We start from the raw sequence: 14,033 nt of genomic DNA, 5'->3' as shown, positions 1-14,033 counted from the left end.
AACCTTAGCCAAAAGGAGTTACCGATGAAACTGTTCTACAAACCGGGTGCCTGTTCGCTTGCGTCACACATCACGCTGCAAGAGAGCGGTAAAGATTACACGCTAAACGGCGTTGACCTGATGAAGAAACGCCTGGAAAACGGCGATGATTTTCTCGCAATTAACCCGAAGGGACAGGTTCCTGCGCTGCTGCTTGATGATGGCACCCTGCTGACTGAAGGGGTCGCCATCATGCAGTTCCTGGCTGACGCCGTGCCGGATCGCCAGCTGCTGGCCCCTACTGGCAGCGTCGCGCGCTACAAGACGCTGGAGTGGATGAACTACATCGCTACCGAGCTGCATAAAGGTTTTACGCCGCTCTTCCGCCCGGATACGCCTGAAGAGTACAAACCGACCGTCCGCGCGCTGCTGGAGAAAAAACTGCAGTACGTGAACGACTCCCTGAAGGATGACCAGTGGATTTGCGGCCAGCGCTTTACGATTGCCGATGCCTATCTGTTTACCGTACTGCGCTGGGCACGTGCGGTTAAACTGAATATGGAAGGTCTGGGCCATATCGCGTCCTATATGGATCGCGTGGCGGCACGTCCGACGGTGGCAGCGGCGCTGCAGGCTGAAGGGCTGAACTAAGCGTTACCGGGCGGCGCAATGCCGCCCGGCATCTTTTAAAGCTGTGTCGCGCTAAAATAGTGCTCTGGCTGGGCAATGCGATCCTGCGCCGCAACCACCTGTAGTTCGTACTCCTGCATCCCCTTTGTAGCGACCATGATCTCGTACACCGCTGCGGTAACGTGCTCCAGAGCCTCTCGCAGGCTTGCCCCCTGGAGCAGCTTCACCAGCAGCAGACCGCTGGTCACATCGCCGACGCCCACCGGCTGGCGTACCCCAAAATCCACCAGAGGACGGCTGATGTGCCAGGCTTCGTCTTTCGTAACCAACAACATTTCAAAGCGATCCTGACTTAAACCCGCGCGTGCCAGATGTTTTACCAGCACGATTTCAGGGCCCTGAGCGATCAACTCCCGCGAGGCGGCGACCGCTTCTTCAACGTTTGTCACCGGATGCTCGCAAAGAATTTCCAGCTCCACGAGATTGGGGGCAATGATATCGCTGGCCGGCAGTGCATGGCGCACGTGAAACTCCGCCACGCCCGGCGCCACAATGCAGCCCTTCTCCGGATGGCCCATCACCGGGTCGCAGAAATACTTCGCACCGGGGTTTGCCGCCTTCACCTGGCGCACAATACCCAGAATGTGCTCGCCCTGCTCCGCCGAGCCCAGATAGCCGCTTAACACCGCGTCGCAGGTTTTAAGTTTATCTATCTCAGCGATCCCCTGCACAATCTCGGTCAAGTGCGACGGCGGCATGACGCAGCCAGTCCATTTACCGTACTGCGTATGGTTAGAAAACTGGACGGTGTTTAAAGGCCAGACATTGGCGCCAAGGCGACGCATTGGAAACTCTGCGGCACTGTTACCCGCATGGCCAAACACGACGTGGGACTGGATGGCGAGGATGTTCTTCATGTTTTACTTACCACAACCCTGAAAAAATAAAGGGGCGTGGTTTCCCACGCCCCTGTGTACTGATTATTACTTCCAGCAGACCAGACAGTAATTTTTCTTCCCGCGACGCAGCAGCGTGTAGCGGCCGTAGAGGCGATCGCCCTCAACGAAGGTATATTCCGGATCGGCCTGTTTTTCACCATTGATCGTGATGGCATTGGAGGCGATGGTTTTACGTGCCTGACCGCGGGACGGCTGCAGCTCTGAATCAACCAGCGCCTGCATCAGGTCTGCGCCCTTTTCCATCTCAACCATAGGTACGCCATCCTGCGCCAGCTGCTCGAAGTCAGCCTCGCTCAGATCGCTCAGGGTGCCGTTGAAGAGGCTGGCGGTAATGCGTTTTGCCGCAGCCAGCCCCTCTTCACCGTGTACCAGTTTCGTCACTTCATCCGCCAGCACATATTGCGCGCGTGGGGCTTTACCGCTGTTTTTATCTTCTTCTTCCAGGGCGTTGATGACTTCAATGTCCATAAAGGTGAAGAATTTCAGGAAGCGATAAACATCGGCATCCGCGGTGTTAATCCAGAACTGGTAGAACTTGTACGGGCTGGTCTTCTTCGGATCAAGCCATACCGCGCCGCCTTCGGTTTTACCAAACTTGGTACCATCGGCTTTGGTGATCAGCGGAACGGTCAGACCGAAGACCTGGTTCTGATGCAGACGGCGAGTCAGGTCGATGCCGGAGGTAATGTTACCCCACTGATCGGAGCCGCCAATCTGCAGCGACACGCCGTGCAGCTTGTTCAGACAGGCAAAGTCATAGCCCTGCAAAAGGTTATAGGAGAACTCGGTAAAGGAGATGCCCTGGTCGTCACGATTCAAACGCTGCTTCACCGCTTCTTTGTTAATCATCTGATTTACAGAGAAGTGCTTGCCAATATCACGCAGGAAGGTCAGCACGTTCATGCCGCCAAACCAGTCGTAGTTATTGGCAGCAATCGCAGAGTTATCGCCACAGTTAAAGTCGAGGAACGGTGCAACCTGTTTGCGGATTTTATCCACCCACTCCTGCACGGTATCTTCGGTGTTCAGTTTACGCTCGGCGGCTTTAAAGCTTGGGTCACCAATCAGACCGGTTGCGCCACCCACCAGCGCGACAGGCTTATGGCCTGCCTGCTGGAAGCGTTTCAGGCATAACAAAGGAACAAGATGCCCCAAATGCAAGCTGTCAGCGGTGGGATCGAAGCCGCAATAGAGCGCGATGGGACCTTGCGCCAGCAGCGAAGCTAACGCTTCTTCATCCGTCACCTGAGCCACCAGGCCCCGCTCTTGCAATTGTTTAATCAAGTTACTGCTTGCCATCAAATGCTCCATTAATAATCGACTGCACCTCTGTCGGTACACGACTTTTCGCCAGACGCGAAAGAGACATAGAATAAAGCGCAAGCGCGGCATGCGCTAGCGCTTAACACAACAAATTTCGGGGATTATGGAGCCAGACGGTCGATTTTCCAGCCGCCATTATCGCGCTGGTATAAAAAGCGATCGTGAAGACGGTGTTCACCGCCCTGCCAGAACTCCATCTGATCGATGGGGATACGGAATCCGCCCCAGAAACTGGGAAGCGGCACTTCGCCCTGCTGAAACTTTTGCTTCAGCTCGAGGAATTTACTCTCCAGCACGCCACGGGCGGAGATGCGGCTTGACTGCTTAGAGACCCAGGCACCTATCTGGCTATCACGTGGGCGACTATGGAAATATTTCACCACCTCGAGCGTAGACAGACGTTCCACTTTGCCGGTCACCATGACCTGACGCTCCAGCATATGCCAGGGGAAAAGCAGGCTGATACGCGGATTGTTCTCCAGATGGTGGGCTTTGCGGCTGCCGAGGTTGGTATAAAACACCAGACCTTTCTCGTCAAAGTGCTTGAGCAATACGATGCGCTGATAGGGCTGGCCATTTTCATCAACGGTCGCGACAACCATGGCCGTGGGATCGGCCAGTTTCGCTTCGCAGGCTTGTTTCAACCAGCGTTCAAACAGCGCCAGCGGTTCAGCAGGCAGGTCCTGACGGCGCAGCCCCCCTTTGGTGTATTCACGGCGCAGATGCGCAATTTGCTGCAAGTGATCGTTATCTGACATGGCGTTATCTGAGATAAGAAGTGGGTGGCGCTATTGTGCGCCGCCCCTTTGAAAATCTCAACGCTTCGGATTCTGCAGCTGGCAGTTGTTCATGACGATGCGGTCGCGTTTATAAATTGTGGCCGTGTCTCCCTTAGACCAGAAGACATAGACCCCATCGGTATAGCGCGCCCCAGAGGCAGAGATCCCCTGCTTCAGGTTCAGCAGTTTGTTGTCATAGACGAAGCTCACTTCCTGACGCGGGTTATTGAGATTGACGGTGATCGGTTTCTCATCGCACTGGTACTCCAGTTTGTCGGTCTGCATACGTTCGACAAACTGGTTGTAGTAGCTACAGCCGGAGAGTAAGAGAGGGGCAATCACAAGCAGCAGTTTTTTCATGGATCTGTTCCAAAGACTTTCCTGGTCCTGGAGGGTGAAATCACCCTCCCACATGCCCTTAGTGTACTGCCTGCCTGGTAAGGCGAATTTCAGTTAACTCTGATTTTGCCGGGGGTTAGCGGGATAGACCGCTCCCAGCACGCTTGCTTCACGCGCACCGGTCACAGAGGGTAAATTCCCTGGTAACCCCGCCACGGTACGCCAGGCCAGCCAGGCAAATGCCAGCGCCTCCATGTCGTCCCCACTGATACCCGCTTCATCGGTTGTGGTGACTTCGGTACCCGGCAGTAACGCAGCCAGACGAGCCATTACCAGTGGGTTTCGGCTGCCACCACCGCAGACCAGCAGACGTTCGCAGCCGCCGCTGAGCAGAACCTGTTCGGCAATAGATACCGCCGTGAGTTCGACCAGCGTCGCCTGGACATCCTCCGCTGCCAGTCCCGGGAAGGTGACGAGGTGGCGCTCAAGCCAGCCGTAATTGAAATATTCGCGCCCGGTGCTTTTCGGTGCCGGTGCGGCAAAATAGGGATCGCTCAGGAGATTCTGCAGGAGGGGGAGGATCACCTTCCCGCTACGGGCCCACTGCGCGTCCTTGTCATAGGGTTTGCCCATCTGTCGCCAAATCCAGGCATCCATCAACATGTTGCCTGGCCCGGTATCGTAACCCCGTACCGGCTGACCTGGGATCAGCAATGAGAGGTTGGCGATCCCGCCAATATTCAGCACAATTCGCCGTTCAGTGGGATGCGTTAGCAGCGCCTGATGAAACGCGGGCACCAGCGGTGCACCCTGCCCGCCTAACGCAATGTCACGGCGGCGAAAATCGCCCACCACCGTCACGCCGGTGCGGGCCACAATCTGATTGTTATCGCCAATTTGCAGGGTATGCGGGGCATCGCCGGTCGGTTCATGCCAGACGGTCTGGCCATGACAGCCAATGGCGACCACATCCTGTGGGCGCAGATTCTCCTGGTCCAGCAGCGCCTGTACCGCCTCGGCAAACAGCTGCCCCAGACGGGTATCCAGCTGTCCCAACTGGGAGAGCGTCAACTGTTGGCCCTGACAGATGTCGAGAATGGCCTGTTTGAGTTCGGGGGGGATAGGCCAACTGAGACTGGCCTGCTGTGCCACCATGTTCTCGTCGATTGCCGCGAGAACAACATCCACACCGTCGAGACTGGTTCCTGACATAACGCCGATGTAACGACCCGATTTCATACGCTTTCCTTTATTCGCGTGGGGAGTGGCCCACTCCATCATAAACGCCGGGGCAATGCTATGGCGGGATAATACTTTTTAACACTCCCGCGCCAGCCGAGCGATATTCTCATTATTCAGCGCCAGAATTGTGCCCATTTTTTAAGCCGTTTATCTTTCGTTACGTCAAAATCCAGTACCATTCTGCTGGTGTTTACGCAAGAATATGATCTATGGCAGCCAATGCCTTATAATTTAGCCATAACGGATGCTCTTTGAGCGTTTTTGGTGAACAGGAGATTCAAATGATTTTACGTGTACTGGCTGTTTCCCTTGTAGGGTTTACACTGGCAGGCTGTGTCAACGACAGTTCCCTCTCAGGGGATGTCTACAGTGCTTCTGAAGCGAAACAAGTTCAGAATGTCACCTACGGAACCGTTGTTAACGCTCGCCCGGTACAAATCCAGGGTGGAGACGAAAGCAACGTTATTGGTGCACTTGGCGGTGCGGTATTGGGTGGTTTCCTGGGTAACACCGTTGGCGGGGGCGCCGGTCGCAGCCTTGCAACAGCGGCAGGTGCCGTTGCCGGTGGCGTAGCGGGCCAGGGTGTCCAGGGTGCAATGAACAAATCTCAGGGCGTAGAGCTTGAGATTCGTAAAGATGACGGTAGCACCATCATGGTAGTGCAGAAACAAGGGGCGACCAGATTCGCCGCCGGGCAGCGTGTCGTGCTGGCCAGCAATGGCAGCCAGGTGACCGTCTCCCCACGCTAACCGTGAATATCAGCAGCGCTAAGTAAAAAAAAGCCTTGCATCAGCAAGGCTTTTTTAATGTATGGCAGGTTAGCCGCGGGACTGAAGCTCGTTGATATTCTGCTCAAGGCGAGAAATCAACGCTATCAGCTGTTCCAGTTCCGCCGGTGAGATACCCGAAAGGATCTCGCCACGCGTCTTGCTGATGACCGCTTCCATCTCAGTGATGATAGGCGCAGCCTTTTCTGTCAGCTTGATGCGTTTAGCACGTCGATCGCTGGCACAGGTTTGACGGGAGATTAGTCCCTTCTCTTCCAGTTGATCGAGCGTACGAACCAGAGATGGCTGCTCAATGCCTATCGCTTTTGCCAGTTGAATCTGCGACTGGTCGGGAGGCAGCTGATGAATGTTATGCAGCGTTACCCAATGTGTCTGCGTCAGTTCCAGAGGTTTCAGGCGATGGTCAATCAGAGCACGCCAGATGCGTACTAACCTTGCCAGATCAGAACCTAATGGCGATTCCAATTTCATCTCCTTATAATTAGCTTGCTAAGTTATTATACTGATTTTAGAATAGTGTGCAGCATTTATATTGCCAAAACAAATGCAATACGTCCTACATCCTTGATGACACCATGATTTACACTCAAGTTCTGAGGCCGTCGCGCGTCAGGCTGGGCCGTTATGGCCAATTTTCAATTGCAAAGGAACGAGCTGGTGAAAATCACATCTCTCGCCGCGGGGCTACCGCTTCAGGATCTCATCGTGGGTGCATCCATTTACTTCCCTCCGTTATTTAAAGCGGTGATCCCCGGCTTTTTCCTCTGGCTACTGGTCCACCGTTTGCTGCGCGACTGGATCTACGCCGGTGAAATCTGGCATCCGATGCTCATGGATCTCTCGCTGTTCGTGCTCTGCGTCTGCCTGGCGCTGGTTATCCTGACTTTCTGGTGACAACCATGTTAAAAACGCTCAAATATTTTTCCAGTTTAGCCGTGCTTGCGTTGGCCCTTGTCGCCGGATGGTGGGTGTGGAATTACTACATGCAGTCGCCGTGGACCCGGGACGGCAAGATCCGCGCCGAGCAGGTCAGCATTACCCCGCAGGTTTCCGGTGCGATTACGGCCTTAAAGGTGAAAGACAATCAACTTGTCCACAGCGGCGACGTGTTGTTTCAAATTGACGAGACCCCCTATCATATCGCGGTGCTGAATGCGCAGGCGCAGCTGGCGAAAGCCGAGTCCGATCTCGCCAAAGCCAACAATGAAGCGAATCGTCGCCGCCACCTGTCACATAACTACATTTCGGCAGAAGATCTGGATACCGCCAATATCAACGTGAAGGCGATGCAGGCAAGCGTAAAAGTCGCTGAAGCGACGCTAAAACAGGCCGAGTGGCAGTTGACGCAGACGGTGGTTAAAGCCCCGGTGGATGGCTGGGTAACCAACCTCTCCACCCGCACCGGCGATTACGCCACCACCGGCCAGCCGCTGTTCGCCCTGGTGGACAGCCACTCGTTTTACGTGGTGGGATATTTTGAAGAGACCAAGCTACGCCATATCCGTACTGGCGCCCCGGCTCAAATTACCCTCTATAGCGGCGGTGTGACGTTACAGGGTCACGTCGGCAGCATTGGCCGTGCCATCTTTGATCAGAGCGTGGAGACCGACTCGGGGCTGGTACCGGACGTGAAGCCGAATATCCCCTGGGTACGGCTGGCTCAGCGTATTCCGGTGCGTATCGAGTTCGACGAGCTGCCGAGGGATTTGACGTTCGTCTCCGGCACCACCTGTAGCGTCTCTATCGGAACAGCCCGGTGACACTCTCTACGTTCAGCTGGCGTAACACGCCGTGGCTCAAGGCGACCCCTGGGCAGTGGCGCTACGCGCTGCGCAACGGGATTGCTATGTGTCTGGCATTGACCTGCGCCTATTACCTGAATCTGGATGAACCTTACTGGGCGATGACCTCTGCGGCAGTGGTCAGCTTCCCTACCGTCGGTGGTGTCATAAGTAAAAGCCTGGGCCGGGTGGCGGGCAGTCTGTTAGGGGCGACCGCCGCGCTGATTATTGCCGGACACACGCTGAACGATCCGTGGCTGTTTTTATTCTGTATGGCGACCTGGCTTGGGGTCTGTACCTGGGCCTGCGCCCACTTCACCAATAACGTCGCCTATGCTTTTCAACTTGCAGGCTATACGGCGGCTATCATCGCCTTTCCGGTCATCAACATTCTTGATACCACGGAGTTATGGGATATGGCGCAGGCGCGGGTATGCGAAGTCATGCTCGGCATACTCTGCGGTGGTCTGATGATGATGATCCTGCCCAGTACCTCCGACGGGACGGCACTCATTACCGCCCTACAAAATATGCACGCCCGACTGCTGGAGCATGCCAGGCTGCTCTGGCAACCTGACACCAACGATGCAATCCGTCTTGCACACGAAAAAGTCATCGCCCAGATTCTGACCACCAATTTACTGCGCATTCAGGCCTTCTGGAGCCACTACCGTTTTCGCCGTCAAAACGCCCTGCTCAACTATTTGCTCCATCAGCAGTTGCGAATGACCAGCGCGATCTCCAGTCTACGCCGCATGCTGCTCAACTGGCCCGATCCGCCTGAGACGATCCAGCCGGTCATACAACAGCTGCTGGAGGCGCTGAGCCGTCCGGAGACCGATTTCTATACCGTGGCGCGTATTATCGCACCGCTAAAACCGCAAGAGGGGCAAGATTATCGCCATCACGCCTTCTGGCAGCGACTCCTCTGGTTTAGCCGACTCTACCTGCGGAGTAGCCGCTGGATTGCCATGCTGGAAGCGGCGACACCCATTACCACCTTTAACGTACCGCGCAGCCCGGCGCTGGCCCGGCATACTGATAACCTCGAAGCGTTATGGAGCGGTTTTCGTACCTTCTGCGCACTAACGCTTATCGGCGCCTGGACTCTTGCTACGCAGTGGGACGCCGGTGCTGCCGCGCTGACGCTGGCCGCCATCAGCAGCGTACTTTATTCAGTTTCGCCCTCGCCGTTTAAATCACTCAACCTGCTGCTGCGCACGCTGATCTTGCTCTCGCTGTTCAGCTTTGTGGTGAAGTTCGGGCTGATGGTGCAGATAAGCGATCTCTGGCAGTTCCTGCTGTTCCTCTTCCCCTTGCTCACTACGATGCAGCTTCTCAAGCTACAGATGCCGAAACTGGCGGGACTCTGGGGGCAGTTGATCGTTTTTATGGGTTCTTTTATCGCGGTGACCAATCCACCGACCTATGACTTTGCCGATTTTTTAAATGACGATCTGGCTAAAATCCTGGGCGTTGGGCTGGTATGGCTGGCGTTTGCGGTATTACGCCCGGGCTCTGACGCGCGTAAAAGCCGTCGTCATATTCGTGAGTTGCGGCGTGGGTTTGTCGACCAGCTTAGCCGCAGGCCTCAGCGGGATGAGAATGGTTATGAGTCGCTGGTTTATCATCATGTCAGTCAGCTTAATACCAGTCAGGATGCGCAGGCGCGTCGCTGGCTGCTGCGCTGGGGGGTAGTGTTACTCAACTGTTCGCATGTGGTATGGCAATTACGCAGCTGGGAGACACGGTCTGACCCACTCTCCCAGGTGCGTGATATCTGTATTTCACTTCTGCGGGATGTGATGAGCGAACGCGGTGTGCAGCAACGTCCGCTCTCCACCACGCTTAACGAGTTGCAGCGTATCTGCGATACGCTGGCGCGCCATCCGCAGCCGGCGGCGCAGGATCTGGCTGCGCTGGTCTGGCGTCTACACTGCTCATTATCCCAGCTCGAGCATGCTCCTGCGCCGGGGACGCTGGGGGATCAAATGACGCCGCAGGCGTAACGCGCGCCGCCGCCGCCGAGGGGTTTCGGCTGATCGGACATATTGTCACCCCCCACGTGGATCATCAGCGCTTTGCCTTTCACCTCATCCAGTTTTTTCAGTCGAGGGGCCACCACCGCGTCCGTGGCTTTGCCGTCGTTGTTCACGACCAACACCGGCAGATCGCCAAGGTGCCCCATACCGTCTGGCCCTTCGTGCTTACCGCTCTGGTGTGGATCAAGGTGTCCGCCCGCCGCTTCAGCCGCCGACGGTTTCCCCTCTTTCATCGCTGGCTGGCAGGAGCCTTTCGCGTGTACGTGGAAGCCATGTTCGCCCGGAGGAAGGGCGTTAAGCGCGGGGGTAAATTCCAGCCCTTTATCCGTTTCGGTGATGGTCACCGTACCGATTGACTGACCTACCCCCTGAGGTGTGACAAGGTTCATCTCAACTTCGTCGCTGGCGGCTTGCGCACCTGCGCTGACCACCAGCGCCAATATTGCCAGAGTAAAACGCTTCATATGACCTCCTCAGGTTATTTTTTGCCCCTTAAGTTTATACGAGGGGCAAGGATTTCACCGGAAAGTCAGATAAATAGAGATTTAGGGGACGTCGTAACCTAAAGCAGCTTTACGAATGCGGAACCATTGCTGACGCGTCATCTTAAGCTCTTCAGCGGCAATGGCCGAGCGCACGCGTTCGATTTTGCCAGATCCGATAATCGGCAACGGGCGTGACGGCAGGCGAAGCACCCAGGCGTAGACCACCTGTTCAATCGATTGTGCATTCAGCTCGCGCCCCACCTGCGCCAACTCATCGCGCAGCGGCTGGAACTGTTCGTCATTAAACAGACGACCGCCACCCAGGCAGGACCATGCCATTGGACGCACACGTAACTGTTGCAGTTGATCGAGGGTACCGTCCAGCAACAGGGGCTGATGTACCGGCGAAATCTCTACCTGGTTGGTCGCCAGAGTGAAAGGCACACGAGACTGCAGCAGCGCGAACTGCGCAGGGGTAAAATTCGAGACGCCGAAATGGCGCACTTTGCCGCTCTGGTGAAGTGCCAGGAAAGCCTCTGCAACCTCGTCAGCATCCATTAAAGGGTCCGGGCGGTGGATCAGCAACAGGTCGATATGGTCGGTCGCCAGATTTACCAGCGACTGCTCAGCGCTTTGCACAATGTGGTCGCGATCGGTGATGTAGTGACCCAGGGCATGCTCAGGTTTGGCGGTGGTGGCGATACCGCATTTGGTCACCACCTCCATCCGCTGACGCAGCGACGGCGCCAGCTTCATCGCTTCGCCAAACGCCGCTTCGCATTGATAACCGCCATAGATATCCGCCTGATCGACGGTGGTGATCCCTAAATCAAGATGTTCTTCAATAAAGCTCACCAGCTGGCGGGCGGACATGTTCCAGTCCATCAAACGCCAGTAACCCATCACAAAACGCGAGAATTCCGGCCCCTGCGGGGCGAGAGTAATACGCTGAACCATTGGATTTTCCTCAACATAAAGATGAGATGAGTATACGCATTCTGCAGGTTAAAACAGTGAGGGTTGCTGGGGTTCTTCGGCATCGGGCGGCCTGTTTGCGCGTAATTTGCGCAGCAGACGTTGGCGACAGAGGCGCAGTACCTCCTGCTTTTGCGCGTCGCTCAGGGTTTGCCAGTTAAAGCGCTCCTCCCGGCTACGCATACAGCCCCGACAGAATCCACGTTCATCCGACTGGCAGATACCCCGGCACGGGCTCTGAACGGGAAAAAACTCCAGTTGTTCTGCCACACCCACCTCCCGGCCCAATGAATAGAGTAAAGTGAAGACCTTAAGCCGGGGTTACGCAAGGCGTCAATATCAGAAATGTGGGGCTAAGGTTTCACTAATCTTTGCTCCTTATACTCGCGTCATCACAACAATGAAGGGTTTTACTGATGATGCGCCTTTTTAATAAGTTACAGTGTAACGATACCCGGTTTACGCTCGGCTGCGCGCTCTTTTTTACACTTTTGAATGCCCTGTTCATTCATCGTAGCTGGGCCATTATTGCGCCAGCCCGACTGCATGAATATCTCTTCGCGCTCTCGATTCCAGTGGTGCTGTTCTGCGGCTGGGTAATCGTTTTTAGCTTTTTAAACATCCCGCTGATTCGTAAACCGTTGCTGGTGCTACTGACGCTCGGCTGCGCCGCGGCGACCTGGTTCATGTTTACCTACGGGGCGGTTATCGATCAGAACATGATGGTGAACGTCTTCGAGACGAATTCACAGGAAGCGACGGCGTTGATTACCCCGCAGTTGGTGCTATGGCTGACGGTGGCCGGGCTGGTGCCGGCTGTGGTGTTGGCGATGGTTCGCATCCGCCCTGCCCGCTGGTGGCATGTGCTGGTGATGCGTCTGGCGTCGATCCTGGGAAGCTTGTTGATTATTATTTTGATTGCCGCGGTCTTCTATAAGGATTACGCCTCGCTGTTTCGCAATAACAAAAGCATCGTCAAGATGGTCACGCCGGCGAACTACGTGAGTGCGATAGTGAAATACAGCAAAGCGCGCTGGTTTGAAGGCGATCAAACCCTGATTCGGCAGGGAGAAGATGCCCATAAAGGGCCGGTTTTGCTGGCTCAGCATAAAAAAACCGTGCTGGTGCTCGTGCTGGGCGAGGCCTCACGGACAGAAAACTATTCGCTCAATGGCTATGGGCGTGAGACGAATCCGGAACTGAAAAAACAGAACGTGATTAACTTCCCCCAGGCGTCGTCCTGTGGCACAGAAACTGCCGTTTCTGTTCCCTGCATGTTCTCCGGAATGCCGCGCAAGCAGTATGATGCCGATCTCGCCCATCATAAGGAGGGGCTGATGGACGTGCTCGCCCACGCGGGTGTGAATCTGTTGTGGCGCGATAATGACGGAGGCTGTAAAGGGGCCTGCAATCGTGTGCACTTTACCGATATGACCCAGTGGAAGCAGGATCAACTCTGCAAAGACAGTGTCTGCATTGATGACGTTGATCTCTATCGTCTGGATAAAGTTCTGGACGGTCTGAAGCAGGACAGCGTGCTGGTTATTCACCTGATGGGTAGCCACGGCCCGGCCTATCATCGGCGCTATCCGCCGCAGTTCCGTCGTTTTACGCCCACCTGCGATACCAATGAAATTCAGAACTGCGATCATCAGGCGCTGCTTAATACTTACGACAACACCATTCTCTACACCGATAGCGTGGTGAGCAAAACGATTGATGCGCTGAAGGCCCGACAGAACAGCATGAATACGGCGCTGATCTATCTCTCCGACCACGGTGAATCACTGGGAGAGAACGGCCTGTATCTGCACGGTACCCCGTATATGCTGGCACCGTCGCAACAGACCCATATTCCGTTTTTGTTCTGGCTATCGGCGGATTATCAGAAAGGCTTCGGCATTGACGAACAGTGCGTGCGCCAACAGGCGCAGACCGAGGCCGTATCGCAAGATAATCTGTTCTCCACGGTGCTCGGCATGATGAATGTGCAAACCTCGGTGTATCAGCCTCAAAGCGATTTGCTGAACCCCTGTCGACGAACATAACGCTTGCATTAGACCGAACGGTCTACTACATTGAGGCCATGAACAGACACACTGAACACGATACCCGCGAACACCTCCTGGCCACCGGTGAAAAGCTCTGCATGCACAGGGGATTTACCGGCATGGGGCTGAGCGAACTGCTTAAAACCGCCGATGTGCCAAAGGGGTCGTTTTACCACTACTTCCGCTCGAAAGAGGCGTTTGGGGTGGCATTGCTCGAACGGCATTACGCTAATTACCATCAGCGCCTTGCTCAACATTTTACGGGCGGCGCAGGTAATCATCGTGATCGTGTGCTGGCGTATTATCAAGAGACGCTGAACCAGTTTTGTTCGCAGGGCATTATCAGTGGATGCCTTACCGTGAAGCTCTCTGCCGAGGTGTGCGATCTTTCAGAAGATATGCGCACGGCGATGGACAAAGGGGCCAGCGGGGTGATTACCCTCCTCGCTCAGGCGTTGTCTGCGGGGCGTGATGAAAAATCACTGAGCTTTATTGGCGAGCCGTTGACCCAGGCACAAGTGCTCTACTCCTTGTGGCTGGGGGCGAACCTGCAGGCCAAAATATCGCACAGTGCCGTACCGCTTGAGAGCGCACTGGCGCACGTCCAGAACATCATTATCACGCCTGGTGGTTAACAGGCGTTTTTATTTCGCACTTTAC

The 14,033-nt window shown here is 55.4% G+C and carries 16 protein-coding genes; 7 read left to right on the top strand and 9 right to left on the bottom strand.

The genetic code is table 11. The features are described from left to right. Positions 1-24: 24 nt before the first annotated feature. On the top strand, positions 25-630 hold the full coding sequence (gene gstA / locus B3511_RS08640; protein ID WP_040075902.1) for a glutathione transferase GstA: 606 nt from the start codon (positions 25-27) through the stop codon (positions 628-630). 35 nt (positions 631-665) lie between these two features. On the opposite strand, the gene pdxY is transcribed toward gstA, so the two are convergent. From pdxY to anmK, 5 genes are all read right to left on the bottom strand, one after another. Next, positions 666-1,526, bottom strand: coding sequence for a pyridoxal kinase PdxY (pdxY, locus tag B3511_RS08635; protein WP_046885981.1), 861 nt, complete (start codon positions 1,524-1,526; stop codon positions 666-668). A 66-nt stretch (positions 1,527-1,592) separates the two neighbouring features. Further along, entirely contained in the window at positions 1,593-2,867 is a 1,275-nt protein-coding gene (gene tyrS, locus B3511_RS08630) for a tyrosine--tRNA ligase (RefSeq protein ID WP_040075905.1), read from the bottom strand. Between the two features lie 125 nt (positions 2,868-2,992). Beyond that, the gene (pdxH, locus tag B3511_RS08625) at positions 2,993-3,649 is read right to left on the bottom strand and encodes a pyridoxamine 5'-phosphate oxidase (protein ID WP_286781768.1); all 657 of its coding nucleotides are present in this window, start codon (positions 3,647-3,649) and stop codon (positions 2,993-2,995) included. Between the two features lie 57 nt (positions 3,650-3,706). After that, the gene (gene mliC / locus B3511_RS08620) at positions 3,707-4,030 is read right to left on the bottom strand and encodes a C-type lysozyme inhibitor (protein ID WP_040075907.1); all 324 of its coding nucleotides are present in this window, start codon (positions 4,028-4,030) and stop codon (positions 3,707-3,709) included. Between the two features lie 93 nt (positions 4,031-4,123). After that, positions 4,124-5,248 (bottom strand): anhydro-N-acetylmuramic acid kinase, encoded by a 1,125-nt coding sequence (anmK, locus tag B3511_RS08615; protein ID WP_286781766.1) that lies wholly within the window; start codon positions 5,246-5,248, stop codon positions 4,124-4,126. A gap of 284 nt (positions 5,249-5,532) precedes the next feature. Between anmK and slyB the strand changes: the two genes are divergently transcribed. Next, positions 5,533-6,000 carry an outer membrane lipoprotein SlyB gene (slyB, locus tag B3511_RS08610; RefSeq protein ID WP_046885978.1) on the top strand — a complete coding sequence of 156 codons (468 nt, stop codon included), beginning with the start codon at positions 5,533-5,535 and terminating at the stop codon, positions 5,998-6,000. Between the two features lie 69 nt (positions 6,001-6,069). On the opposite strand, the gene slyA is transcribed toward slyB, so the two are convergent. Continuing rightward, positions 6,070-6,510, bottom strand: coding sequence for a transcriptional regulator SlyA (gene slyA / locus B3511_RS08605; protein WP_040075910.1), 441 nt, complete (start codon positions 6,508-6,510; stop codon positions 6,070-6,072). A 186-nt stretch (positions 6,511-6,696) separates the two neighbouring features. On the opposite strand from slyA, the gene B3511_RS08600 reads away from it, so the two are divergent. The 3 genes from B3511_RS08600 to B3511_RS08590 are packed head-to-tail and all read left to right on the top strand — an operon-like array spanning position 6,697 to position 9,829. After that, complete coding sequence (locus B3511_RS08600) at positions 6,697-6,933, top strand: DUF1656 domain-containing protein (RefSeq protein WP_040078506.1); 237 nt, start codon at positions 6,697-6,699, stop codon at positions 6,931-6,933. 5 nt (positions 6,934-6,938) lie between these two features. After that, positions 6,939-7,799 carry an HlyD family secretion protein gene (locus B3511_RS08595; protein WP_286781762.1) on the top strand — a complete coding sequence of 287 codons (861 nt, stop codon included), beginning with the start codon at positions 6,939-6,941 and terminating at the stop codon, positions 7,797-7,799. Further along, on the top strand, positions 7,796-9,829 hold the full coding sequence (locus tag B3511_RS08590; protein ID WP_286781760.1) for an FUSC family protein: 2,034 nt from the start codon (positions 7,796-7,798) through the stop codon (positions 9,827-9,829). Before B3511_RS08595 ends, B3511_RS08590 begins: the two co-directional genes overlap by 4 nt. On the opposite strand, the gene sodC is transcribed toward B3511_RS08590, so the two are convergent. From sodC to B3511_RS08575, 3 genes are all read right to left on the bottom strand, one after another. Further along, the gene (sodC, locus tag B3511_RS08585) at positions 9,808-10,326 is read right to left on the bottom strand and encodes a superoxide dismutase [Cu-Zn] SodC (protein WP_040075913.1); all 519 of its coding nucleotides are present in this window, start codon (positions 10,324-10,326) and stop codon (positions 9,808-9,810) included. The two genes, B3511_RS08590 and sodC, sit on opposite strands and share 22 nt — an antisense overlap. 81 nt (positions 10,327-10,407) lie before the next feature. Then, positions 10,408-11,304 carry an aldo/keto reductase gene (locus tag B3511_RS08580; RefSeq protein WP_286781758.1) on the bottom strand — a complete coding sequence of 299 codons (897 nt, stop codon included), beginning with the start codon at positions 11,302-11,304 and terminating at the stop codon, positions 10,408-10,410. A 48-nt stretch (positions 11,305-11,352) separates the two neighbouring features. Next, positions 11,353-11,592 (bottom strand): DUF1289 domain-containing protein, encoded by a 240-nt coding sequence (locus B3511_RS08575; protein WP_040075915.1) that lies wholly within the window; start codon positions 11,590-11,592, stop codon positions 11,353-11,355. 149 nt (positions 11,593-11,741) lie between these two features. On the opposite strand from B3511_RS08575, the gene eptA reads away from it, so the two are divergent. Then, positions 11,742-13,370: a phosphoethanolamine transferase EptA gene (eptA, locus tag B3511_RS08570; protein ID WP_286783670.1), complete on the top strand. Its 1,629-nt coding sequence runs from the start codon at positions 11,742-11,744 to the stop codon at positions 13,368-13,370. Positions 13,371-13,408: 38 nt separating this feature from the next. Next, on the top strand, positions 13,409-14,008 hold the full coding sequence (locus B3511_RS08565) for a TetR/AcrR family transcriptional regulator (protein WP_046885973.1): 600 nt from the start codon (positions 13,409-13,411) through the stop codon (positions 14,006-14,008). Positions 14,009-14,033 lie beyond the last annotated feature (25 nt).

Origin of the sequence: Leclercia sp. UBA1284 (genome assembly GCF_002308415.1) — a bacterium.
GTDB lineage: Bacteria > Pseudomonadota > Gammaproteobacteria > Enterobacterales > Enterobacteriaceae > Enterobacter > Enterobacter pneumoniae.
This window is presented reverse-complemented; position numbering and strand designations above follow the sequence as displayed.